Source organism: Mycobacterium sp. E2479 (assembly GCF_001667925.1).
Taxonomy (GTDB): domain Bacteria; phylum Actinomycetota; class Actinomycetes; order Mycobacteriales; family Mycobacteriaceae; genus Mycobacterium.
Window position 1 is genome coordinate 1 of sequence record NZ_LZJR01000153.1, and the last position, 23273, is coordinate 23273.

21 protein-coding genes are annotated in these 23273 nt (G+C 65.6%); 8 read left to right on the plus strand and 13 right to left on the minus strand.

Annotation, left to right across the window (positions count from 1 at the left end):
• Positions 1–25: 25 nt before the first annotated feature.
• A complete protein-coding gene (locus A5686_RS22440; RefSeq protein WP_255405052.1) occupies positions 26–433 on the minus strand; it encodes a PPOX class F420-dependent oxidoreductase in 408 nt (135 codons plus the stop codon).
• Between the two features lie 49 nt (positions 434–482).
• Here A5686_RS22440 and A5686_RS22445 point away from each other — a divergent pair, with 49 nt between their 5' ends.
• The 3 genes from A5686_RS22445 to A5686_RS22455 all read left to right on the plus strand — a co-directional run bounded on the left by A5686_RS22445 (position 483) and on the right by A5686_RS22455 (position 5045).
• Positions 483–1541 carry a dihydrodipicolinate reductase gene (locus A5686_RS22445; RefSeq protein ID WP_067938785.1) on the plus strand — a complete coding sequence of 353 codons (1059 nt, stop codon included), beginning with the start codon at positions 483–485 and terminating at the stop codon, positions 1539–1541.
• A 178-nt stretch (positions 1542–1719) separates the two neighbouring features.
• The gene (locus A5686_RS22450; protein WP_067938787.1) at positions 1720–2148 is read left to right on the plus strand and encodes an MmpS family transport accessory protein; all 429 of its coding nucleotides are present in this window, start codon (positions 1720–1722) and stop codon (positions 2146–2148) included.
• On the plus strand, positions 2145–5045 hold the full coding sequence (locus A5686_RS22455; RefSeq protein WP_067938789.1) for an RND family transporter: 2901 nt from the start codon (positions 2145–2147) through the stop codon (positions 5043–5045). The genes A5686_RS22450 and A5686_RS22455 overlap by 4 nt, the downstream gene beginning before the upstream one ends.
• Here the strand turns inward: A5686_RS22455 and A5686_RS22460 are convergent.
• The 10 genes from A5686_RS22460 to A5686_RS22505 all read right to left on the minus strand — a co-directional run bounded on the left by A5686_RS22460 (position 5042) and on the right by A5686_RS22505 (position 15975).
• A complete protein-coding gene (locus A5686_RS22460; protein ID WP_067938791.1) occupies positions 5042–5920 on the minus strand; it encodes a DegV family protein in 879 nt (292 codons plus the stop codon). The two genes, A5686_RS22455 and A5686_RS22460, sit on opposite strands and share 4 nt — an antisense overlap.
• Positions 5921–5925: 5 nt before the next feature.
• Entirely contained in the window at positions 5926–6777 is an 852-nt protein-coding gene (gene octT, locus A5686_RS22465) for a diglucosylglycerate octanoyltransferase (RefSeq protein WP_067938793.1), read from the minus strand.
• Positions 6767–7441 carry a glucosyl-3-phosphoglycerate phosphatase gene (gene gpgP / locus A5686_RS22470; RefSeq protein ID WP_067938796.1) on the minus strand — a complete coding sequence of 225 codons (675 nt, stop codon included), beginning with the start codon at positions 7439–7441 and terminating at the stop codon, positions 6767–6769. Before gpgP ends, octT begins: the two co-directional genes overlap by 11 nt.
• Positions 7438–7833 (minus strand): ribosome silencing factor, encoded by a 396-nt coding sequence (gene rsfS, locus A5686_RS22475; protein ID WP_067938798.1) that lies wholly within the window; start codon positions 7831–7833, stop codon positions 7438–7440. Before rsfS ends, gpgP begins: the two co-directional genes overlap by 4 nt.
• The gene (gene nadD / locus A5686_RS22480) at positions 7830–8498 is read right to left on the minus strand and encodes a nicotinate-nucleotide adenylyltransferase (protein ID WP_082947753.1); all 669 of its coding nucleotides are present in this window, start codon (positions 8496–8498) and stop codon (positions 7830–7832) included. The genes rsfS and nadD overlap by 4 nt, the downstream gene beginning before the upstream one ends.
• Positions 8499–8727: 229 nt before the next feature.
• Complete coding sequence (locus tag A5686_RS22485; RefSeq protein ID WP_067938802.1) at positions 8728–10176, minus strand: VWA domain-containing protein; 1449 nt, start codon at positions 10174–10176, stop codon at positions 8728–8730.
• 10 nt (positions 10177–10186) lie between these two features.
• Positions 10187–11062, minus strand: coding sequence for a MoxR family ATPase (locus A5686_RS22490; protein WP_067938804.1), 876 nt, complete (start codon positions 11060–11062; stop codon positions 10187–10189).
• A 37-nt stretch (positions 11063–11099) separates the two neighbouring features.
• Positions 11100–12359: a glutamate-5-semialdehyde dehydrogenase gene (locus tag A5686_RS22495; protein ID WP_067938806.1), complete on the minus strand. Its 1260-nt coding sequence runs from the start codon at positions 12357–12359 to the stop codon at positions 11100–11102.
• Positions 12359–13789, minus strand: a complete 1431-nt coding sequence (locus tag A5686_RS22500) for a mechanosensitive ion channel family protein (RefSeq protein WP_067938811.1) — start codon at positions 13787–13789, stop codon at positions 12359–12361. The genes A5686_RS22495 and A5686_RS22500 overlap by 1 nt, the downstream gene beginning before the upstream one ends.
• Complete coding sequence (locus A5686_RS22505; RefSeq protein WP_067938814.1) at positions 13789–15975, minus strand: adenylate/guanylate cyclase domain-containing protein; 2187 nt, start codon at positions 15973–15975, stop codon at positions 13789–13791. Before A5686_RS22505 ends, A5686_RS22500 begins: the two co-directional genes overlap by 1 nt.
• A 156-nt stretch (positions 15976–16131) precedes the next feature.
• On the opposite strand from A5686_RS22505, the gene A5686_RS22510 reads away from it, so the two are divergent.
• Together A5686_RS22510 and A5686_RS22515 are read left to right on the plus strand one after the other, a co-directional pair.
• Entirely contained in the window at positions 16132–17010 is an 879-nt protein-coding gene (locus A5686_RS22510) for a ribokinase (RefSeq protein ID WP_067938815.1), read from the plus strand.
• 225 nt (positions 17011–17235) lie between these two features.
• Positions 17236–17643: a hypothetical protein gene (locus A5686_RS22515; RefSeq protein ID WP_067938816.1), complete on the plus strand. Its 408-nt coding sequence runs from the start codon at positions 17236–17238 to the stop codon at positions 17641–17643.
• A gap of 54 nt (positions 17644–17697) precedes the next feature.
• Here A5686_RS22515 and A5686_RS22520 read toward each other — a convergent pair whose 3' ends face one another.
• Positions 17698–19740 (minus strand): NAD(+) synthase, encoded by a 2043-nt coding sequence (locus A5686_RS22520; RefSeq protein WP_067938818.1) that lies wholly within the window; start codon positions 19738–19740, stop codon positions 17698–17700.
• A 59-nt stretch (positions 19741–19799) separates the two neighbouring features.
• On the opposite strand from A5686_RS22520, the gene A5686_RS22525 reads away from it, so the two are divergent.
• The gene (locus A5686_RS22525; protein WP_067939043.1) at positions 19800–20339 is read left to right on the plus strand and encodes a cysteine hydrolase family protein; all 540 of its coding nucleotides are present in this window, start codon (positions 19800–19802) and stop codon (positions 20337–20339) included.
• 18 nt (positions 20340–20357) lie between these two features.
• Positions 20358–21206, plus strand: a complete 849-nt coding sequence (locus A5686_RS22530) for an NAD-dependent deacetylase (protein ID WP_067938823.1) — start codon at positions 20358–20360, stop codon at positions 21204–21206.
• On the opposite strand, the gene A5686_RS22535 is transcribed toward A5686_RS22530, so the two are convergent.
• Complete coding sequence (locus A5686_RS22535) at positions 21203–22480, minus strand: cytochrome P450 (protein ID WP_067938831.1); 1278 nt, start codon at positions 22478–22480, stop codon at positions 21203–21205. The two genes, A5686_RS22530 and A5686_RS22535, sit on opposite strands and share 4 nt — an antisense overlap.
• A gap of 103 nt (positions 22481–22583) precedes the next feature.
• On the opposite strand from A5686_RS22535, the gene A5686_RS22540 reads away from it, so the two are divergent.
• Entirely contained in the window at positions 22584–23234 is a 651-nt protein-coding gene (locus A5686_RS22540) for a TetR/AcrR family transcriptional regulator (protein ID WP_067938834.1), read from the plus strand.
• Positions 23235–23273 lie beyond the last annotated feature (39 nt).

Sequence of the window (23273 nt, forward strand, 5' to 3'; positions counted from 1 at the left end):
TCGCGGCTCCTTTGCCGTGGGCGAACTAGTTGCTGATCTCGAATCCTGCGTTGACCTTGGTCGGGCGCACCCGCACCACCAATTCACCGGGAACGCCGTTGCGACGGCCGAATTCGTCCGCGCGTGCTGCGCCCATGTAGCGGCGACCGGTGCGGGTGGCGATGTCGCGCACCTCATGCGCATCCTCGCTGACCGTGGCCAGACCCTGCACCTGGACGAACGAGTACGGCGGATGGGGATCGTCGACGCAGATCACCACGCGCGGATCACGCGCCAGTGCACGGCCTTTCGACGTGTCGCGCCCGGTGTTGAACGCCAGCTCGGCGCCGTCCTGCCCGATGTCGACCACGAACCACACCGGCGCGACCAGCGGCCGGCCGTCGGCGGCGAGGTAACCCAGCATCCCGGTGCGGGTGCGCCCGACCAAGGTCAACGCAGGATTCGAGATCAGCAACTAGTTCGCCCACGGCAAAGGAGCCGCGATGAGCAAGGCAAGCACGGACCGTCCGCTGCGGGTGATCCAGTGGACGACCGGAAACATCGGTCGCCGGTCGCTGCACGCCATCATCGGGCGGCCAGACTTGGAACTGGCCGGGGTGTATGCCCATGGCGCCGACAAGGTCGGCGTCGACGCCGCCGACCTGGCGGGCTGGGCGGAGCCGACCGGCGTGCAAGCGACGAACGACATCGACGCGCTGTTGGCCCTGGGCGCCGACGCATGTTGCTATAACCCGTTGTGGCCCAGCGTCGACGAGTTGGTACGGTTGCTGGAATCGGGAGTCAACGTGTGCACCAGCGCCGCGTGGATCACCGGTGGCAAACAGACGCCACAGGACTTCAAACGCATCGAGGACGCCTGCTATAAGGGCAATTCGACGATCTTCGGCAGCGGCGCGCACCCGGGCATGACGAACATGGTGGGCATGGTGCTCTCCGCCTCGTGCGAGCGCGTTGACGAGATCCGGATCACCGAGTCCGTCGACTGCTCGACCTACGAGTCGGCGGAAACTCAGACAGCGATGGGGTTTTCGCAAGCTCCCGATACCCCGGGACTGGCCGAAAACGTCCGGCGCGAAAGCGAAGTCTTCGCGGAATCGGCCGCGATGATGGCCGACGCGATCGGGGCGAAGCTGGACAAGATGACCTTCGACGTCACGTTCACTGCGGCCACCGATGACTCCGATCTGGGCTTTATGAAGATCCCCGCCGGAACGGTCGGCAGCGTCTACGGCTACCACCGCGGCTGGGTTGGCGATCGCAACGTCGTCAGCGTCGGGTTCAACTGGACCATGGGCAGTCACGTCGTCCCGCCCAAGCCGCTCGAGCACGGCCACGTCATTCAAGTGTTCGGGTTGCCCAACATGCGCACCGTGCTGCACTGCCTGCCACCCAAGGACTGGACCGAGCCCGGGTTCATGGGACTGGGAATGATCTACACGGCGATGCCGGTTACCAATGCCGTCCCGGCCGTGGTCGCCGCTCCGCCCGGGATCGTGACACTGGCGGATTTGCCACCTGTCACCGGCCGGCTGGCCCACTAGCGGATATGCCGTCCGCCACAGGTGGCGGCCCCGCGAGGAACGCTTGCGTGCACTAAGGTTAGTATCCCTAACTGAGCAAATGTTCCGTTGACATCGGTGTCGTCGGCGACGGTTGGTGAGCTTTGCGGAAGGCGGTCAGGTGGTGACTAGTCCGGGCTCAGGTCCCCGCCCCGGCTTGATGACCCGCGCTTTGAGACAAGTGTGGATCCCGCTGGTGCTGGTCGTCGTTCTGGCGGTGTCGGCGCTGATCGTGTCGCGGCTGCACAAGATCTTCGGCTCGGAAGACCTCAACGCAAACGCCGGCAAAGGGATCGAAATCGTGCAGTTCAATCCCAAGGTCGTCGTCTACGAAATCTCCGGCTCCCCGGGTACGACGGCCAATATCAACTACTGGGACGAAAACGCCGACACCCACCAGGTCAACAACGCCCCACTGCCGTGGTCGACCACGATCTCGACCACGCTGCCCTCGGTCAGCGCCAACATCATGGCGCAGAGCGACGGCGGCACGATCAGTTGCAAGATCACCGTGGACGGCGTCGTCCGCGACAGCCAGAACTCCGACGGCCATAACGCCCAGACCTTCTGCCTGGTGAAGTCCGCATGAGCGATGTGAACAGCAAGACCGAACGCGACCTGAGCACCGCCGACACCGGCCCGATCAAAACCGGCAGCCTGTCCAAGGCGGAGCGGGGCCACCGGCCTTACCTGCCCCACGCGATCCGCATCTTCGCGGTACCGATCATCTTGGGCTGGGTGGCCATCACCGTGTTGGTGAACGTCATCGTTCCCACCCTGGAGAAGGTCGGCGAGGCGCACTCGGCGCCGATGACACCGCTGGACGCGCCGTCGATGAAGGCGATGATGCGCCTGGGCCACAACTTCCACGAGTTCGACTCCAACAGCACCGTGATGATCGTCCTGGAGGGTCAGCACCCGCTCGGGCCGGACGCCCACCAGTACTACGACAAGCTGATTCGGCAACTCCGCCAAGACCCCAGGCACATTCAGCACATCCAGGACTTCTGGGGCGACCGGCTCACCGCCGCGGGCGCTCAGAGCGCCGACGCCAAGAGCGCTTATGTGCAGGTGAACCTCGCCGGAAACCAGGGCACGACGCTGGCCAACGAGTCCGTGGACGCCGTTCGCAAGGTGATCGACGAGAACAGGGCGCCACCCGGCGTGAAGGCCTACGTCACGGGTCCCGCGGCGCTGTCCGACGACATGCACATCATCGGCAACGCCAGCCTGGCCAAGATCACGCTGTTCACCCTGGGTGCCATCGCGATCATGTTGCTGCTGGTTTACCGGTCCATCGTCACCACGCTGGTGCAGCTGTTCATGACCTTTGTCGCGCTGGCCTGCTCGCGCGGAGTCGTCGCGGTTCTCGCTTACCACAACGCATTCGGGCTCACCACCTTCGCCGCCAACATCTTGACCATGCTGGCGATCGCGGCGGGAACCGACTACGGAATCTTCCTCGTCGGCCGCTATCAGGAGGCATTGGCCGCCGGCGAGGACCGAGAAAGCGCGTACTACACCACATTCAAGGGCGTCGCCCCGGTCGTCTTGGGATCGGGCTTGACGATCGCGGGCGCGACTTATTGCCTGAGTTTTTCGCGGCTGCCGTGGTTCAACACGATGGGCGCACCCGTGGCGATCGGCATGCTGGTCGTGGTGCTGGCCGGCATCACGCTGGGCCCCGCGGTGGTCTTCGTCGGCAGTCGCTTCCATCTCTTCGAACGGCAGGCCAAGCGCGGTCGGCTGTGGCGCCGGGTGGGCACCGCCGTTGTGCGTTGGCCCGCACCGATTTTGGCCGTCAGCGCCGCGATCGTGTTAGTCGGCATGATCGCGCTGCCCAGCTTCCACACGAGCTACAACGACCGCCATTACCTGCCGTTGTCAGCCCCGTCCAATCAGGGGCAGGAGGCCGCCAATCGGCATTTCTCCGAGGCACGGATGAACCCCGACCTGTTGATGGTCGAGTCTGACCACGACATGCGTAACCCGGCAGACATGCTCGTCTTGGACCGGGTGGCCAAGAACGAGATGCGCACGCTCGGCATCGCCATGGTCCAGGACATCACGCGACCGCTGGGCATCCCGATCCAGCACAGCTCGATTCCGTTCCAGAACAGCGTACAAAGCCAGACGACGATGCAGAACATGAGCTTCCTCAAGGAGCGCATGAACGACATCCTGAAGATGGCCGATGACCTGCAAACCCAGATCGACACCACGCAGCGCCAGTATGAGGTGTCGTTAGACCTGGCCAACGCCGCCGACGACAGCGCACGGACCACGGCGGTGACGTCGCAGATCACCGACACGCTGCGCGATCACATCGCGGATTTCGACGACACCTTCCGGCCGATCCGCACGTACTTTTACTGGGAGAAGCACTGCTACGACATTCCGGTGTGCATCGGATTGCGGTCCCTGTTCGACACGTTCGACGGCTTCGACCAACTCGCCGAGCAGTTCCACTACCTCACAACCGACATCGCGCACACCGCCAAAGCCACCCACGACCTCAATGCGCTGTTCCCCACGCTCATCACCACGCTGAAGACCACCAGGGGCATCACGCTGACGCTGTATCAGACGTTCAAGGCGATGATCAACCAGATGGAGGCGATGAGCAACACCGCCATCGTGATGGGGCAAAGCTTCGACAACTCCAAGAACGACGACTTCTTCTACCTCCCGCCGGAAGCCTTCGACAACCCCGATTTCCAGACGGGTCTGCGCATGTTTCTGTCGCCGGACGGTAAGTCGGCGCGGTTCTTCATCACCCATCAGGGCGACCCGATGTCGCCGGAGGGCATCGCGCGCGTCGACGCCGAACGCACCGCGGCCCAGGAGGGCTTGAAGCAGTCGTCGCTGTCGGATGCCAGGGTCTATCTCGGCGGAACCGCCGCAACGTTCAAAGACATGGCCGATGGCGAGAAATACGACTTGATGATCGCCGTGGTGTCGGCCCTGACGCTGATCTTCATGATCATGCTGCTGCTGACGAGAAGTGTGGTGGCCGCGCTGGTGATCGTCGGCACGGCGGCCAGCTCGATCGCCGCGTCATTCGGTCTGTCCGTGTTGATTTGGCAGGACCTGTTCGGCATCCGGATCCACTGGATCGTGATGGCGCTGTCGGTCATCATCCTGCTGGCCGTCGGGTCGGACTACAACCTGCTACTGGTCTCCCGGTTCCGTGAAGAGATCCATCGCGGGCTCAAGACGGGGATCATCCGGTCGATGGCCGGCACCGGTGGTGTGGTGACGGCGGCGGGCCTGGTGTTCGCCTTCACCATGGCGTCCATGCTGGGCAGCGATCTGCGCGTGCTCGGTCAGTTCGGGTCCACGGTGTGCATCGGTCTGTTGCTCGACACGCTGATCGTGCGCACGCTGCTGATGCCCTCGATCGCCACCCTGCTCGGACGGTGGTTCTGGTGGCCGCAGGTTGTACACCCGCGCGGTGACAACGCGCGGCGGCCGGTGAACGCCTAGTCCGAGAGTGGCGAACCGGCCACGCCCCGCTCGCGATCGCTAGTCCGCCGGGGGAGCCCTACGCTCACCGCGACCGCGCCCGCGCCGACATGCACCGCGAGCACCGGTCCCAGTTCGGTGATGATCGGCGGCTCGCACGCCGGTAACCGCTCGCGCAGCGCCGTCGCCACCTCTTGTGCGCCGACCGGATTGTTGACGTGGTGCACAGCCAGGGCGGCGACGTCCTGGCCGACGACCTCACAGACCCGTTCGATCATCGTCTGCGTCGCATGGCTCACCGTGCGCACTCGTTGAGCCAGAACAAGTTTGCCATCATCGATACGCAACAGCGGCTTGAGCGCCAGGGCGGTGCCGAGCCACGCCTTCGCCCCGCCGATGCGCCCGCTACGGCGCAGGTTGTCCAGCCGTTGCACCACCATGAAGGCATGCCCGCGGTCCACGGCGGCACGCGCGGCGTCCGCGACGGCCTCGACGTCCCCGCCATCGGCCGCGGCCCGCGCGGCGGCCAGAGCGACGAAACCGGTGCCCATCGCAGCCGATTTGGAGTCGACGACGCGCACGTTCGGGTCGAGGTCGGCGGCGGTACGCTCGGCGGCGCGGCAGGTGCCCGACAGCGCCGCCGAGATGTGGACTGCCACCACGCCGTCGCCGCCGCTGTCGGCCAGCGCCTGCTGGTACACGTCGGCCAGTTCGGCCGGAGTGGCCGCCGCGGTGGTCGCCGCTAATTTGTATATGTCGCCGGGAACGTCGTCGACACCATCACGCAGATCGTTGCCGTCGAGCAAGATGTGCAGCGGAACGACACGTATCCCCCACTTCTCGAGCAGGTCGGCGGGCACACGTGCCGACGAGTCGGTCACCACCACGACGGTCACAAGCGCTACCCGCGGCGCTTCTCGTGCGCCACGCCGGCTTGATTGCGCGGCTCCTCCTCATCGCGCTGCGCGCTCTGCATCGTTGCCACGCCGGCTTGATTGCGCGGCTCCTCCTCATCGCGCTGCGCGCTCTGCATCGTTGCCACGCCGGCTTCGGCGAGCGCCTTGAGCATCAGCTCCGCGACCGCCTGGTGAGCCTCGAAATTCCAGTGGATGCCGTCGGGGTTTCCGCGGCCGTTGATAATCTGCTCGGCGACAGCGGCTTTGAGATCCACCAAGGGTACCTGGTGGCTTTGCGCCCATTCGGTGATGGCGGCCACCGTCCCCGCGCGACCGTGGTGGGCCCTTCCGTAGGTGTCGGCGATATGCACCGACGGCAGCGACGCCACGATCGGGATGCCCGGGCGATTGAAATCGATTGCGCCACGCGTCTGTTCGAGATAGTAGGCGCTCAGATGCGGAGGCAGGGCCGGCCGGGCGATCGGAGAGAGCCTGGGCTGCGCCCAGCCATAGCCGTCACGGACCCAGCGCCGCAGCCAGGGCGGCCGCACGTAGCGGATCAGCTCGCGCAGCGCGGTGGGCAGCACCGACGGCAGCGAATCCATGCCGCCGGTGGCGAAGATGACCGCGCCGGCCCTGGGGAGCGCCGCCCACGCCCGCGGGTCCTGGGTCGCCGCCCACCAGATGTCGCGGCAGGTCCAACCGATGCGGCCGATCAGCTCGACATCCCAATCAAGTTGTGCCGCAACAATATTAGGCCATATTCGCGGATCGTCGGCGGGAAGTCCCCCGGTCGGACCGTAGTAGGCCAACGAGTCGGCGAAAATCAGCAGGGTGGGCTTGGGCTCAGAGGACATCGTTGGACACCTGCGCGGAAGCGTTCCACACATCCAGACGCCAACGGATACTGTTGAATTCGTCGGCGGGATCGTCGTTATGGCCGGAAAGCTGCACCCAGCTGGCATTGCCCATGCCACCCAGAATCGGCCAGTTGGCAACGGGAAGCTTCAGCAGCGCGGCCGCCGCGGCGGCGATCAGGCCGCCGTGAGCCACCAGCACCACCGGGCGATCCGGCCCGTCGGGGTCACCCCATTCCGGCTCGCTGGATACCAATTCGGCGACCAACGGCACGCTGCGTGCCGCGACGTCGACCCTGCTCTCGCCGCCATGCGGCGCCCACGTGGCGTCTTCGCGCCAGGCCAGCCGTGCGCCGGGAGCCTGCGCGTCGACCTCGGTGTGGGTCAACCCCTGCCAGTCGCCGAGATGCGTCTCCCGCGCCCGCTGGTCCACCCGGACCGGCACGCCGGTCACCTCCCCCAGCCTGATCGCCGTGTCGTAGGCGCGATGCAGATCCGACGACACGATCAGCAACGGCTGCAGCTTGCCCAGCACCTCGGCGGCCGCAACGGCCTGTGCCCGCCCGAGTTCACTGAGTTCGGAATCCAGCTGGCCCTGCATCCGGCTACCCGCGTTGAACTCGGTTTGCCCGTGCCGCAGCATGATCAGACGACGAATTCTCATTGCGCGCCCGATTCTTCGGAGTGGTCACGGTTCTCGTCCACGTCTACCGACACCACCGGGCAGTCACCCCACAACCGCTCCAGGGCATAGAAGTCGCGGTCTTCCTGGTGCTGGATGTGAACGACGATGTCGCGATAGTCCAGCAACGTCCAGCGGCCTTCCCGGGTGCCCTCGCGACGGGCGGGCTTGTAACCGGCCTTGCGCATCTTCTCCTCGACCTCGTCGACGATGGCGTTGACCTGTCGCTCGTTGGACGCCGAGGCGATCACGAAGCAGTCCGTGATGGCGAGCTGGGCCGAGACGTCGATGACGACGACATCGTCGGCCAGCTTCGCGGCCGCGGCGCCCGCGGCCACCGTCGCCATGTCGATGGCCTCCTGCGTGGCGCTCATGGGTGTTCCCCAGTGGTCAAGCGCGTTTCGTTCGCGATCATGCGAGGCTCCCCGTCGTCGCGGTAGAGCCGGCGTTTGGAGACGTACTGCACGACGCCGTCGGGCATCAAATACCACAGCGGTCGGCGCTGCGCTGCGCGACGGCGGCAATCGGTCGAAGAGATGGCCAGCGCGGGGATCTCGACCAAGGTCAGGGCGTCGTCTGGCAGCTCGCCCAGCACGCCGGTGATGTGTTCGCGCCGCAGCTCGTAGCCGGGCCGGCTGACCCCGACGAAGCGCGCCAGCTCGAACGCCGTCTCCCAGCCCTCCCACGACAGAATGGAGGCCAGCGCGTCGGCCCCGGTGATGAAGTAAAGCTCAGAGCCTGGGTTGAGGGCGCGCAGGTCAAGCAAAGTGTCTTTGGTGTAGGTGGGGCCGGCGCGGTCGATGTCGACCCGGCTGACCGAGAAGCGCGGATTGGATGCCGTGGCGATCACCGTCATCAGATATCGGTCCTCGGCAGCAGAGACGTTCCGCTCCTTCTGCCAGGGCTGCCCGCTGGGCACGAACACCACTTGGTCGAGGTCGAACAGGTCCGCGACCTCGCTGGCGGCAACCAGGTGACCGTAATGAATGGGGTCGAAAGTCCCACCCATCACTCCTAACCTGCGAAGCTGCTTTTGCACGATTTGCCAGCTTACTTGAGCCGGTGCTAGGGCCCGATGTTCCAGGCGTTGGTCACATGCGCCACACCAGCCTCTAATTCGGGCGGCATGCAGTGCGCCCGCCTCACAGCGCCAAATGCTGCCGAAGACACCGGTCTGCCCGCGGTTGTCGCTGTGAGGCGGGCGCGAAGGGCGCGGCCGCGGACGGATACGCGTGTGGCCGATGTGAATCGACGCGGCGCCCGCACCCCTACACCGGCAGCAATTGGTCGATCACCGCGGCCAGCTGCTTGGCGGATCTGCACTCGTGCATCGCGATGACTTCCTGGTAGCGCGGCACCGCCGAGTCACCGCTGCCCCACAGATGCTTGGGCTCGGGATTCAGCCAGTGCGCGTGCCTGCTGGCCGTCACCATGTGGGACAGCAGCTCGGTCTCCGGGTTGCGGTAATTGGTGCGGCCATCCCCGAGCACCAGCAGCGAGGTGCGCGGTGACAGCACGTTGGGGAACGACTGCATGAACGACGCGAACGCGTTGCCATAATCGGAATGGCCGTCGCGACTGTAAACGCCCGACTCCCGGGTGATCCGCTGGATCGCCACCGCCAGGTCGGCCTCCGGACCGAACATGTGGGTCACCTCGTCGGTGGTATCGATGAATGCGAACACGCGAACACGCGAGAATTGTTGTCGCAGAGCATGTACCAGGAGCAGGGTGAAGTGGCTGAACCCGGCGACCGAGCCGGACACGTCGCACAGCACCACCAGCTCCGGCCGTGCCGGACGCGGCTTGGCCAGCACGACGTCGATCGGGACCCCGCCGGTGGACATCGACTTGCGCAGCGTCTTGCGCATATCGATCGATCCGGCCCGGGCGCGTCGACGGCGGGCTGCCAGCCGGGTCGCCAGTGTTCGGGCGAGCGGGGCAACCACCCGGCGCATCTGGCGCAGCTGATCACCGGAGGCGCGCAGGAATTCCACATTCTCGGAAAGCTGTGGGATGCCGTACATCTGGACGTGATCACGACCCAGCTGCTCGGCCGTGCGCCGTTTGGTCTCGGAATCTACCATCTTGCGCAACTGGGTGATCCGCTGCGCGGCAAGCGCTTTAGCGATCTCCTCCTGGCTGGGAGTCGGTTCGTCACCATATGAGGCGAGCAGCCCGGCCAGCAGCTTGCCCTCGAGCTCGTCCAGCGCCATGGCCTTGAGCGCCTGGTACGACGAGAAGGACGGGCCACGACTGGAGCTGTACTTGCCGTAGGCCTCGACGATCCGGGCGATCATCGCGACCAGCCGCTCGTCCATGTCGGCGAGGTCGGGATTCTCGGTCAACAGGTCCACCAGCATCTGGCGCATCGCCTCGACGTCGTCGGCCGGCAATGCGTTGTCGTCTGCCAAGTCGTTGGCGTCGTCATCGGCGACCACCGCGCGTGCGCCCAGCGCCGCCGGGAACCACAGGTCGAACATGGCGTCATAGGTCTCGCGGTGATCGGATCGGCGCAACACAGCGCACGCCAAGCCCTCGCGCAGCACCTTGCGGTCACCCAGGCCGAGCGTCGCCATCACCCGGCCGGCGTCCACCGTCTCCGACGGGCCGACCGAAATCCCAGCCCCGCGAAGCGCTTCGACGAATCCCACCAAATGGCCGGGCAGCCCGTGCGGGGCGAGTGGCCGGGAGGGTCGGATGCGGCGGGTGGCCATCGCGGTCGTCCTAATTCAGCCGCAGCTCGCCGGTCGCGCGCTGCTGGTCGGATTGATGTTTGAGCACCACCCCGAGCGTGGCCGCGACGACCGCGTCGTCGATGGTGTCCAAACCCAGCGCGAGCAGCGTGCGGCCCCAGTCGATGGTCTCGGCGATGGACGGGACCTTCTTGAGCTGCATCCCGCGCAGCACCCCGATGATGCGAACGAGCTCCTCGGCCAGATGCGCGGGCAGCTCGGGAACCCGGGACAGCAGGATGCGGCGTTCCAGGTCGGCAGTGGGAAAGTCGATGTGCAAGTACAGGCAGCGGCGCTTGAGCGCCTCGGACAGCTCACGCGTGGCGTTGGAGGTCAGCACCACCAGCGGCGTTCGCTCGGCCACGATGGTGCCCAGTTCCGGAACGGTGACCGCGAAGTCGGACAGCACCTCCAGCAGCAGGCCCTCGATCTCGATATCGGCCTTGTCGGTCTCGTCGATGAGCAGCACGGTCGGCTCGGTACGCCGGATGGCCGTCAGCAACGGGCGCTGCAGCAGGAACTCCTCGCTGAACACGTCGTCCTTGGTCTGATCCCAGTCCCCGGACCCGGCCTGGATGCGAAGGATCTGCTTGGCGTGGTTCCACTCGTAGAGCGCGCGAGCCTCGTCCACGCCCTCGTAGCACTGCAAGCGCACCAGCCCCGAGCCGGTGGCCTGCGCGATGGCGCGTGCCAACTCGGTCTTTCCCACGCCGGCCGGACCTTCCACCAACAACGGCTTACCGAGCCGGTCGGCCAAGAACACGGCGGTCGCGGTGGCCGTGTCGGGCAGGTAGCCGGTCTCGGCCAGCCGCCGCGACACGTCATCGATGTCGTCGAACAACGGCTTGGACCGGGCGGGCACACTCACAATCGGTTCTCCTAAAAACGCTTTCTCCACGCGGGTATCAAGCCGGACGAGTTTGTCCGTCTCCCCACGCAATCCATTTGGTCGAGGTCAATTCGGGCAGCCCCATCGGACCGCGCGCATGCAATTTCTGTGTGGAGATGCCGATTTCGGCGCCAAAACCGAACTGCTCACCATCGGTAAAGGCGGTGGACGCGTTCACCATCACCGCGGCCGCGTCCACGCCGTCCGTAAACTTCTGCGCCGCAGCCATATTGGTGGTCACGATGGCCTCGGTGTGTCCGGTGCCGTACTCGTTGATGTGAGCGATCGCGGCGTCGATACCGTCGACCACCGCCACCGCGATGTCCATCGACAGGTACTCGCGACGCAGGTCATCCTCGTGCGCATCCTTCGAGAAACCGCCGTGCACGGTCACGCCGGCGTCTTGCAGGGCGGTCACCAGCCGGGGCAGCGCGTCTTCGGCGATCGCGACGTCGACCAGCAGTGTCTCTGCCGCGTTGCAGACACTGGGCCGACGGGTCTTGGAATTCAGCAGGATTCGCTCCGCCACCTCCAAGTCGGCACCTTCGTGCACGTAGACGTGACAGTTGCCGACACCGGTCTCGATGGTGGGCACCTGCGCGTCGCGGACGACCGCGTCGATCAGGCTCGCCCCGCCGCGCGGAATCACCACGTCGACCAGGCCACGGGCCTGGATCAGATGCGTCACGGTGGCGCGGTCATCGGCCGAAAGTAGTTGAACCGCATCGGTGGGCAGGTCCTCGCTGACCAGCGAAGCACGCAACACCTGGACCAGCGCCTGGTTGGACCGCGTCGCCGATGAACTCCCGCGCAACAGCACGGCATTGCCGGACTTGAGCGCCAATCCGAAGGCGTCCACGGTCACGTTGGGCCGGCCCTCATAGATCATGCCGACGACGCCCAACGGGACCCGCTGCTGACGCAGCTGCAGCCCGTTGGGCAACGTGTAACCGCGCAACACCTCACCGACCGGGTCGGGCAACCCCGCGACCTGACGCAGGCCGGCGGCGATGCCCTCAACGCGTTTGGCGTCCAGCGCCAACCGATCGAGCATCGCCGACGGCGTGCCGGCGGCCCGTGCGGCGTCGAGGTCTTCGGCGTTGGCCGACAGGATCAGATCGCGGTGCGCGGCTAGCGCATCGGCCGCAGATCGCAGCGCTTGGTCCTTGGCGACGGTCGGCAGCAACGCCAGGACACGTGACGCAACCCGGGCGCGGCGTGCGGCGTTGTGCACCTCCTGGCGCAAGTCAGGAAGCGATGGTGCTTGCAGACTCATCAAACCAGGGTATCGGGCGCCAAAACCCCAGATGGTGGCGACCCGCGCTCCGCACTGCGCACCTTGCTGCGCCGCTCTTCGATGATGTTGCCGAAGTTCTGCAGCAACACGGGCGCACGCGTCACCAGGTGCTCAATGTGCTCCCGATCGATCTCCAGCGCCGTGACCTCTTCGAGGGCGTACGCGCTGGCCAGGTTGGGTTGCCGAGTCAGCGCGGTCAGCCCAACGAACGACCCCGTGACCAGCGTGCTGATCGGAACCAGCGAGCCGTCGTCGGCGGTCGCCGTCAGCTGCACGCGCCCGGAGACCAGGAACGTCATGGCCGTAGGGACCTGGCCGGCGTACTCCACCACCTCGCCGGCGCCATAGCGCACGATCCTCGCGGCGGACCGCAGCGATCGCTGCTCCTCGGCGCCGATCCGCAACGCCGGCGCCACCACCGTGTGCAGCGCGTGCTCCACACGTTCGACGGTGGAGAAGTCGTCGTCGGCGCCGTCGAGGTGCAGATTCTCCCGTCGTGTCGCATACCAGGCCCAGCGCAGGAAAGTGGCCTTGGCGGCGCCGTCGTCCGCCGGTGAATTCAACCCGATGGTCGTGCGGTACTCGGCCGCACCCAACGGGACCGTACGCGGTACGCTGCCGGCCTTGAGCTGGGGCAACAGTTGGGCGATGCGTGACAGCAACGCGCACACCCGGTCCGGCGGGTCGACACTGGAGAACGTCGTCGTCACCGACAGCTTGTGCCCGCCGGGCGGACGAGAAAGGTTCGTGAACGCGTTGCTGGCGAGCACCGAGTTCGGCGTGACCCGAATGCCGCTGCCGGTGTCGATGTGCACGGACCGCCAATTCACCTCGACCACGCGTCCGCTGGCCGTGCCGGTGTCCAGCCATTCATCGATGCGGAACGGCTGCTCGAACAACATGAACAGGCCCGACACGATCTGGCCGACGGAGTTCTGCAGCATCAGACCGATGACGACCGATGTGACACCCAGCGCGGTGAAGATACCGCCGATGCGCACGCCCCAGATGTAGGACGACATCACCGCCAGACCAACACCGATCACGGCCAACCGGGCGCAGTCCAGGAAAATGGTGGGAAGCCTTTTACGCCAGCTCTTTTCCGGCGCGCCTTCGAACATCGTCGCGTTGAGGCCGGACAGCACGAGCACCAGCACCAGCAGGCCGAACACCGTGGTGAGGAGACGCACCGGAACGTCGTCGGCCGGGACCTGCGAGGCCTGAACCAGCAGGAGCAACAGCGCACCGAGCGGCAGCAGATAGTTGCGCACCAGGCCGACCTGCCGGGCCAGTGGGCTGTTTCTGCGCAGCAGGGCGTCCTGCAGCTCGGTGAGCGCGATCAGCCCCAGCGGCAACCCGGCCGCAATGCCGATCGCCCAGTAGAACCATGTCGAGGTGAAGAGGTTCATCAGCGCTCCAATAACCGGTAGATGGCCTGATCGGTACCGCCGACGGAGATGGTGCCGGCGGCGGTGAACTGCCGGACATCCCGCATCGCCTCGTACACCTGCGAACTGACATAGACCCCCGGCTGCGGCGCGCCGCTGTGCATTTGGTAGGCCAAACTGACTGCGCCACCCCACATGTCATAGACCAGGCTGGAGCGGCCGACCAGCCCGCTCACCACGTTCCCTGTGTTCACACCTACTCGCAGGCCCAGCTGGTGCACCGATTGAGCATTGAATCGGTCGATGATGCGACCGATTTCGAGGGCGAAGTCGACCGCGCGATGGATGCTGTCCAGCCGGGGGGTGACCGCCCCACAACTGGCCAGATAGCCGTTGTGGAAGGTGCGAATCCGTTCGACACCAAGGGCCTCGGCGGCCGCATCGAACTGCCGGAAGAGATCATCGACTGTGGCGACCAACTCGTCTTCGGGCAAATCGCTGGATATTTCGTCCAGGCCGATGATGTCAGCATAGATGATGGCGACGTCCTGATGCTTCTGGGCGATGGTCTCCTCCCCCTCGCGATAGCGTTGCACCACCGATTCGGGCATCAACGACAGCAGCAGGCGATCGTTTTCTCGGCGCTGCTCGTTGAGCAGCTCTTCCTTGATCGCCAGACTCCGACTCATCTCGTTGAATGCCGCCGTGAGGTCACCGATTTCGTCACGCCGCTGAACCGGGATGTTGATCTCGTAGTCGCCGGAGCTGATCTTGCGGGTGCCCTCTTCGAGGCGCCGGACCGGTCGCACCGCACGCTGCGCGACGAACATCGAGGCCACACAGATGGCGAAGATCATTGCCGCGACAGCGATCACCATCTTCTTGCTGAACCTGCCGAGTCGGGCGTATGCGTCGGAATTGTCGCGCGTAGCGAGGATCGACCAGTGCAGGTCGGAATTGGGGATGTTGAGCGGCGCATAGGCTTCCAGCTCCCTATTGCCCATGTAGTCGGTGGCGCTGACCACGCCCGTCTCGCCGCGTTGGGCGGCGCGAAGACCGGCGGTATCGACCGGCTGCACCAGAGTGGTGGTGCCCAGCCTGATCGCCCGGTCGACCACGTCGGGCGGTGTGCCGCCGTCGATCGCCGAGCGCCGGTATTCTTTGGGGTTCTCAATGAATACTCTTGAATCGGACCGCATCAGGTCATCTGGTCCCGCCAGATACGTTTCGGTCGCCGGTCCCATACCGCCTGCATCCCAATGCTTGTCGGCCGTCATGATCTTGTTGATCTTCGCGACCGGCACCGGCAGCGCCATCACTCCCTCGAACTTTCCGTTCATGCCGATCGGTGACACCACCCACGCCGTTGGTGTATCGAGTGCCGGCTGGTACTGCTGGAAGTCGGTGACCCAGACGAAGTCGACATCGTTGGACGCGAGGGCTTTCTGGTATGCCTCCCGCAGTTTCGATTCGCGGTACGGGCCGGTAAGGACGTTGGTCCCGAGATCGGGACCCTTGCGCACGCTGTAGACGACATTGCCTTGCATGTCCAACAACAGCGCGTCGCGATAGTCGAACCGATTGACGATGCCGCGCATGTAGAAGTCGAAGCGCGCGTTGGACGCCGACCAGGCGCTGCCGTCGCCGGCGTCGGGGACGGGCAGCGCATCGGGGTTAGCCCGCGGAGCGGCGGTGTAGTAGGCCTGAATGTACTTCTGCGCGTTAGCACTTGGCAGGACGGCCCTGATATCGATGGTGTCGCCGGTGATCTGCTTGATCGGTTTGATCATGTCGTTGTCGTAGTAATCGACCAGCGACTGCTGTTGGGCGGGCGAGATCGTCGCATTGTTCAGTTGAGCGAAGTCCGCCGTGAGGGCCGTCGTCGCCTGGTTGATGCCGAACCCGCCACTCCAAATGATCAGCGAATTCGACACCTCGCGAAAAAGCGCCTGCACCGCCCGCTTCTGGGATTCGCGCATCTCGATCAGACGTTCGGACTCGACCTGCCGCAACGCGTTGCGCCCCGATGCCGCCGCGATGGCACCGATCACCGCCACGCCCAGGATGCTCGACAGCAGCATGGTGATCAGAATTTTGGACTGGATACCGAACCGGAATCGGGACAGCGCACGCCGACGCTTGGTGGTGGATTGAGCCGGTTCAGGATCGCTATGGGGCTCAGCGTCCGTTAGCTCGCGAGTGGTCAATCGCCTGCCCCTTTTCTCGGGATCCAGCTCCCCTAACGCAGCAGAATATCGCGCGGACATCGAGTTATTCGCCGTTTGCCGTGACGCGATTCGGCGTCACGGTGCTGGTGCCGGCGGGTGTGCTTTGCCTCGCCGCCACGACTAACGTCATTGCTCATGGCCGGGGTCTGCGTCGTGGGCAGCGTGAATCTGGATCTGTCGCTAAGTGTCGATGCCCTTCCGCGGCCCGGGGAAACGGTTTTGGCGTCATCGTTGGCGCACGCCCCCGGCGGCAAGGGTGGAAATCAGGCGGTGGCGGCGGCGCGCGCCGGTGCCCGGGTGCAATTCGTCGGCGCGGTGGGCGATGACGCGGCCGGCGGGCAATTGCGCGCGCACCTCGAGGCCAACGGCGTCGGACTGGACGGAGCCGTCGAAATTCCCGGCCCCAGCGGCACGGCAATCGTGGTGGTCGACGCGAACGCCGAGAACACCATCGTTGTCGCGCCGGGTGCCAACGGTCGTTTCACACTAACCGACGACCGTGCCCGCGCGGTCGTCGGTGACTGCGATGTGCTGTTGACCCAGCTGGAGATCCCGCTGCGCACCGCGGTCGCCGCGGCGCGACACGCCCGCTCGTCCGGCGCGGTCGTCCTCGTGAACGCTTCGCCCGCCGGTCAGGACTCCGACTCGTTAAGCGATTTGGCGGCCGCCGCGGACGTGGTGATCACCAACGAAGAAGAGGCCGACGAATGGCCCTGGCGTCCAAAGCATTTAGTGGTAACGCTGGGCGCGAGCGGCGCCCGTTACGTTGGCGTGGACGGCGAGTACACCGTGTCGGCTCCGACGGTGGATGCGGTGGACACCACCGGGGCCGGCGACGTGTTCGCCGGCGTGCTGGCCGCCAATTGGCCAACCAATCCCGGCTCGCCAGACCAGCGGCGGATCGCCTTGCGGCGCGCCTGCGCGGCGGGTGCGCTGGCGACGCTGGTGGCCGGCGCTGGTGATTGCGCACCGGACGCCGCTGCGATCGACAAAGCGCTCCGGGACGCGTCCTAGCCGCGCTGCCCGCCAATCCGGCCCATGACGACTACGCCTGGCCACCACCGATCCCGGGCATGGCCCACACCGCTACACGCTCGATCGAACCTACCAGCGCGCGGTGGGGGCCATCACCCCGCTGACCTGCGGTTGGCAGTGTTTGGCAGCGGCTGGCGTCGATCTGGCAGTGGTTTGCGAGCAGCGTCGGTGGCGATCGCAGTCCGCCGTCGAGAAAGGAACATCATGTCCGCAATCACGATCGACCGCACCGGTACCCGGGACGGCTTGCTTCGCCTTGCCATGCGTGCCGACGCCGCCATCAGCGCGCTGGTCGGCCTGGCCGGTATCCCGGTGGCCGGCTGGCTCGCCGACCTCTCGGGCACCACGAAAGCGTTCGAGTACGGCATGGGCGCCTTCTTGATCACCTACGGCGCGGTGGTGTTCGGGCTGGCCGCCTTGCCGTCGGTACGGCGCGCCGGCATGGGCGTCATCATCGCGAACGTGACATACACGGTGGCCGCAATCGTGCTCGTGCTCGCCGACGTCTTCCCGTTGACGTCGACCGGCGTGGTGTTGAACCTAGCGGCCGGCGTTTACACGCTGGTGTTCGCCGAAGTGCAATACCAGGGATGGCGCCGCGCAAGGGCTTGATCAACACGCTCAGGGCCCGCTCGGTGCGCCCGAGCGGGCCCGCGAGTGTGCGAACTAGTCCTCCGGAATCTCGCGTTCGATCTCGTCGAGCCAGATGCGCGCCGACATATCGGACGGGGCGCGCCAATCCCCCCGCGGCGACAGCGAACCGCCGTGCGACACCTTGGGCCCGTTGGGCAGGGCGGACCGCTTGAACTGGCTGAACGAGTAGAACCGCTGCACGAACACCTGCAGCCAATGGCGAATTTCCTTCAGCGAGTACGACGGCCGTTTGTCCTCGGGGAAGCCGGGCGGCCAGATGCCCTGTTCGGGATCGCTCCACGCATGCCAGGCCAGGAAAGCGATTTTCGACGGCCGGAATCCGTAACGCAGCACATGGAACAGTGAAAAGTCCTGTAGTGCAAACGGGCCCACTTTCGCCTCGCTGCTCTGCAGCTCTTCCTCTTCGCCGCTGGGAACCAGCTCCGGGGTGATCTCGGTGTCGAGCACCGACTGCAACACCTCGCTGACCTCCGGCTCGAACTGTTCCGACGAGATGACCCAGCGGATCAGGTGCTGGACAAGCGTTTTGGGTACGCCGCCATTGACGTTGTAGTGCGACATCTGGTCGCCGACACCGTATGTCGACCAGCCCAATCCGAGTTCGGACAGGTCTCCGGTGCCCAGCACGATCCCGCCTCGCTGGTTGGCCAGGCGGAACAAGTAGTCGGTGCGCAAACCGGCCTGAACGTTTTCGAAGGTGACGTCATAGACTTCCTCGCCTCGGGCGAACGGGTGATCCATCTCCTTGAGCATCAGTTCCGCGGTCTGGCGAATGTCGATCTCGGAGAACGTCACACCCAGCGTGCGGCACAGCTCGGCCGCGTTGCGTTTGGTGTGGTCGCCGGTCGCAAAGCCGGGCAGGGTGAACGCCAAGATGTCACTGCGTGGGCGTTGTTCGCGATCCATCGCGCGTGCGGCGACGATCAGCGCGTGCGTCGAGTCCAGCCCACCGGAAATCCCGATGACGACCTTGGGGAAATCCAGTGCGCGCAGCCGCTGTTCGAGACCGGCGACCTGGATGTTGTAGCCCTCGAAGCAGTCCTGTTCCAGCCGTTGCGGGTCGGCGGGAACGAAGGGGAATCGCTCGACCTCGCGACGCAACCCGATATCGCCGCCCGGAGGGTCCAGCCGGAACGGGATTCGCCGGTAGTCGTCCGTCGTCGTCCGATGGTGGCGGCGGTTGTCGTCGAACGTGCCCATCCGGAGCCGTTCCGAGCGAAGCAATTCGATATCGACGTCGGCGACGCTGCGCCGCTCTCCTTTCGGGAAGCGCTCGGACTGCGCCAGCATCACACCGTTCTCGAACACCATGGTCTGACCGTCCCAGGCCAGGTCGGTCGTCGATTCACCTTCCCCGGCAGCCGAATACACGTAAGCGGCCAGGCACCGCGACGAGGCCGAACGGGCCAGCAGGCAGCGGTCCTCGGCGCGACCGATCGTAATCGGACTGCCGGACAGGTTGGCCAGCACCGTCGCGCCTGCGAGCGCGGCCTCCGCGCTGGGCGGGATCGGCACGAACATGTCCTCGCAAATTTCCACGTGCAGCACCAAACCGGGCACGTCGGAAGCCTCGAAAAGCAGGTCGGGGCCGAATGGCACCTCGAGGCCGGCGACGTGGATGCTCCCGCGCTCGTCGTCTCCTGGTGCGATCTGGCGGCGCTCGTAAAACTCCCGATAGGTGGGCAGGTAGGACTTCGGCGCCACCCCGAGCACCTCGCCGCGGTGGATGACGACGGCGGCGTTGTAGATCCGGTGCCGATGGCGCAACGGGGCACCGACCACCAGCACCGGCAACAAGTCGGCCGAGGCCGCGACGATCTCCGCGACGGCCTTCTCGACATCGTCAAGCAACAGATCCTGCAGCACGATGTCTTCGATGGAATAGCCGGACAGCGTCAGTTCCGGAAAGACGGCGAGCGCAACGGCATCGTCATGGCATTCCCTGGCCATCCTCAGGACCGATTCGGCGTTCGCGGCCGGGTCGCCGATGACGGTGCGGTGCGTGCACGCGGCGACGCGGGCAAAGCCCTGGCTGTAAGAGTTGTAAAAGTCCATCGCCCTTCCATTGTCGTCCCATGCGTGTCAACCGGGAGTCGGCGGGTATCCCCGACGCCATGAGTGACACGGCTGTCTTAGTGGTCGACATGATGAACACATATCAGCATCCCGATGCTGAAGATCTAATACCCAATGTGGCGAAGATCATCGAGCCTTTGACCGATTTGGTTCGCCGGGCACGTGAAATCGACGACGTCGACCTGGTGTACGTCAACGACAACTATGGGGACTTCACCGCGCAGTTCTCCGACATCGTTCATGCCGCACGCGACGGGGCCCGGCCCGATCTGGTGAAGCCGATCCTGCCCACCGAGGACTGCCGCGTGATGACGAAAGTCCGGCACAGCGCGTTTTATGCCACGGCACTGGCATACCTGCTCAACCGGCTGGAAACGAAGCGGTTGATCATCACCGGTCAGGTCACCGAGCAATGCATCCTCTACACCGCCCTGGATGCCTACGTGCGGCACTTCCCCGTCGTGATCCCAACCGATGCCGTCGCACACATCGATGCCGACCTGGGCGCGGCGGCGTGCACGATGATGCGGCAAAACATGGCCGCGGAGCTCACCACCGCGGCGGACTGCCTGGGCTAAATCCCCTACGCTGGGTGCGTGACCGTCGGCTGCGCAGAATCGCCCGAACTGGTCACTCTGCTGGCCGGCCGTCGATTCGCGGTGCTGACGGGCGCGGGCATCTCCACCGATTCGGGCATTCCCGACTACCGGGGACCCGATTCACCTCCGAGCAATCCCATGACGATCCGCCAGTTCACCAGCGATCCGACGTTTCGGCAGCGGTACTGGGCACGCAACCACGTCGGTTGGCGGCATATGGACGAGACGCCGCCCAACGCGGGCCACCGAGCACTCGCCGAGCTCGAGGCCGCATCGGTGGTCACCGGCGTGATCACACAGAATGTCGACCTGCTGCACACCAAGGCCGGCAGCCGAAATGTCATCAACCTGCACGGCACCTACGCGCAGGTGGCCTGCCTGAGCTGCGGAGCCACCATGACCCGTGCGGCATTGGCCGAACGGCTGGAGACGCTCAACCCCGGGTTCATCGAGCGCGCCGAAGCGATCGGCGGGCTGGCGGTGGCTCCCGACGCCGACGCCGTCGTCGCCGACACCGCGTCGTTCCGGTATCTGGGTTGCGACCATTGCGGCGGCATGCTCAAGCCGGACATCGTCTACTTCGGCGAAAGCGTCTCCAAAGATGTTGTGGCAGAATCGTTTAGGTTGGTGGAACAGGCCGACGCGTTATTGGTCGCCGGCTCGTCGCTGACCGTGTTCTCCGGCTACCGGTTCGTCCGCCACGCCGCCGCGCTGGGCATGCCGATCGCCATCATCAACCGCGGCCAGACCCGCGGCGACGACCTGGCCACCGTCAAGGTCGACGGCGGGTGCTCGGAGTTGCTGACGCTGCTCGCCGACGAATTAGCGCCCCTGCCAACGCGTTAGAAACTACATGGCATGCTGCGGATGGCGTGCACGAAGTTACCGGCCAAGTAGCTGGGCTCGCCCGCCTGGACGTCCGGCAGCTGGCGAAACAGCTCACCGAATATCGCCCGCAGCTGGGCCCGGGCCACGTGCGCACCGAGGCAGAAGTGCAATCCGCCGCCGCCGAAGCCGACGTGCGGATTGGGGTCACGGTTCAAGTTCAAGCGTTCCGGGTGGTCGAATACCTCAGTGTCCCAGTTGCCCGATGGATAGAACATCACCACCTTCTCGCCGGCCTGGATCGTCTGCGCGCCCAGCTCGAAATCCGTTGCCGCCGTGCGACGGAAGGTCATGACCGGCGTCGCCCAGCGGATGAACTCCTCGATGGCCGTCCCGATCCGGTTGTCGAAATCCTCGAGTAGCCAGGCCTTCTCATCGGGAAAATCGGTGAGCGCCCTCAGCGTATGGCTGATGGTCTGCCGAGTGGTGTCGTTGCCCGCCACGGAGAGCAGGACGAAGAACGCGGCCACCTCCGCGTCTTCCAGGCGGTCACCGTCGACCTCGGCGGTAACCAGGCTGCTGATCAGATCGTCGCCGGGGTGCTTCCGGCGTTCGGTGGCCAGGCTGCCGACGACTTGGTGCAGATACAGCTGGTTTTCCACCAGGACTTCCATCGCCGGGCGCCCGTTGAGGAATTCCGGGTCGGCCCAGGACACCAGGGCATCGGTCGCGTGGGCCATACGCTCACGCTCGGATTCCGGAATCCCCATCATGTCCGACAGGGTGCGGATGGGCAGTTCCTTGGCGCAGCGGTCGACGAAATCCGCACCACTGCCGGCGGCCCGCAGTTCTTCGACGATGGCCTTGGCGTTGGCCTTGATCGAGTCTTCGATGCGGCGGACCTGCCGGGGGCTGAGCGCGGCGTGAGCAAGCTTGCGCAACTTGGTGTGTCGCGGAGGATCCATCGCCAGGAAGGACTGCGACGCCTCGAGCAGCTCCACCGGGATGCTCTCGAACATCACGCCCCGGCCGGACATGAAGACCTCGTTGTTGCGGCTGACGGCGACGATGTCGGCGCGCCGGGTGACCGCCCAGAAGCCGGGGTCGGTCGGGTCCGGCATCAATGAGTCTTCGACCGGCGGATGCCAGCTCACCGGGCGTTCGGCCCGCAGCACGGCGAACGAGCGTTCCCGGTCCGCCGCGGTGGTGGACCAGAACACCCGCGAGGACAGATCGATCTCGTCGTAGGCACGGCCAGTCCTGTCGGTGCCAGATTTTCCCGTCATCACGGCCATGGTGATCCTCCGTCTCGTATGACCCCGGTCACAGCTTCCCCGCGACAATATGCCTAGACACTATGTCTAGTCAATATGTCGACGGGTCGGTTATGCTCGGCGCATGCCGTCGCTCACCCGCAAGCCGCAGGGGCACCGAGGTGCGGCGCGCGAGCAGCGCCGCGAACAGATGGAGCGCCGCCTGCTGGACGCCACCGAACGGCTGATGCGCGACGGCGCGAGCTTCACCGAACTGAGCGTGGACCGGCTCTCGGGCGAGGCCGGCATTTCCCGGGCCAGCTTCTACATCTACTTCGAGGACAAGGGTCATCTGCTGCGCCGGCTCGCCGGCCAGGTGTTCGGCGATCTGACCGACGGCGCGCGCAGCTGGTGGAGCGTGGCCGGCCGGCATGACCCGGACGACGTGCGAACGGCGATGAGCCGCGTCATCGCCACCTACCGGCGGCATCAGGCGGTGCTGGTCGCACTCAACGAAATGGCCGCCTACGACCCGCTGACGGGGCAAACGTATCGCGAACTGCTGACTGGGATCTCCGAGCAACTCACCCACGTCATCGAAGACGGCCAGGCCGATGGCGCGATCCGCCCCGAGCTGGCCCCGCTGACCACCGCCAGCGCGCTGACCTGGATGGTCGAACGGGCCTGCCAGCAGAACCTGCCGACGAAGCCATCCGACTACGACGCCGAGCTGGCCGCCACCCTGGCCGAAATCGTATGGGGTGCACTGTATCTCAAGCCGACCTCGGAGCGCTGACCCGACTCATCTCGATGAGCCGACAGTCCGACCACGAGG

Excerpts from the sequence above, each read along its gene's own strand:
- A5686_RS22445 (WP_067938785.1), top strand. The coding sequence starts at position 483 with ATGAGCAAGGCAAGCACGGACCGTCCGCTGCGGGTGATCCAGTGGACG.
- A5686_RS22450 (WP_067938787.1), top strand. The coding sequence starts at position 1,720 with ATGACCCGCGCTTTGAGACAAGTGTGGATCCCGCTGGTGCTGGTCGTC.
- A5686_RS22455 (WP_067938789.1), top strand. The coding sequence starts at position 2,145 with ATGAGCGATGTGAACAGCAAGACCGAACGCGACCTGAGCACCGCCGAC.
- octT (WP_067938793.1), bottom strand. The coding sequence starts at position 6,777 with ATGTCCTCTGAGCCCAAGCCCACCCTGCTGATTTTCGCCGACTCGTTG.
- gpgP (WP_067938796.1), bottom strand. The coding sequence starts at position 7,441 with ATGAGAATTCGTCGTCTGATCATGCTGCGGCACGGGCAAACCGAGTTC.
- rsfS (WP_067938798.1), bottom strand. The coding sequence starts at position 7,833 with ATGAGCGCCACGCAGGAGGCCATCGACATGGCGACGGTGGCCGCGGGC.
- A5686_RS22485 (WP_067938802.1), bottom strand. The coding sequence starts at position 10,176 with ATGGCCACCCGCCGCATCCGACCCTCCCGGCCACTCGCCCCGCACGGG.
- A5686_RS22495 (WP_067938806.1), bottom strand. The coding sequence starts at position 12,359 with ATGAGTCTGCAAGCACCATCGCTTCCTGACTTGCGCCAGGAGGTGCAC.
- A5686_RS22500 (WP_067938811.1), bottom strand. The coding sequence starts at position 13,789 with ATGAACCTCTTCACCTCGACATGGTTCTACTGGGCGATCGGCATTGCG.
- A5686_RS22510 (WP_067938815.1), top strand. The coding sequence starts at position 16,132 with ATGGCCGGGGTCTGCGTCGTGGGCAGCGTGAATCTGGATCTGTCGCTA.
- A5686_RS22515 (WP_067938816.1), top strand. The coding sequence starts at position 17,236 with ATGTCCGCAATCACGATCGACCGCACCGGTACCCGGGACGGCTTGCTT.
- A5686_RS22520 (WP_067938818.1), bottom strand. The coding sequence starts at position 19,740 with ATGGACTTTTACAACTCTTACAGCCAGGGCTTTGCCCGCGTCGCCGCG.
- A5686_RS22525 (WP_067939043.1), top strand. The coding sequence starts at position 19,800 with ATGAGTGACACGGCTGTCTTAGTGGTCGACATGATGAACACATATCAG.
- A5686_RS22535 (WP_067938831.1), bottom strand. The coding sequence starts at position 22,480 with ATGGCCGTGATGACGGGAAAATCTGGCACCGACAGGACTGGCCGTGCC.
- A5686_RS22540 (WP_067938834.1), top strand. The coding sequence starts at position 22,584 with ATGCCGTCGCTCACCCGCAAGCCGCAGGGGCACCGAGGTGCGGCGCGC.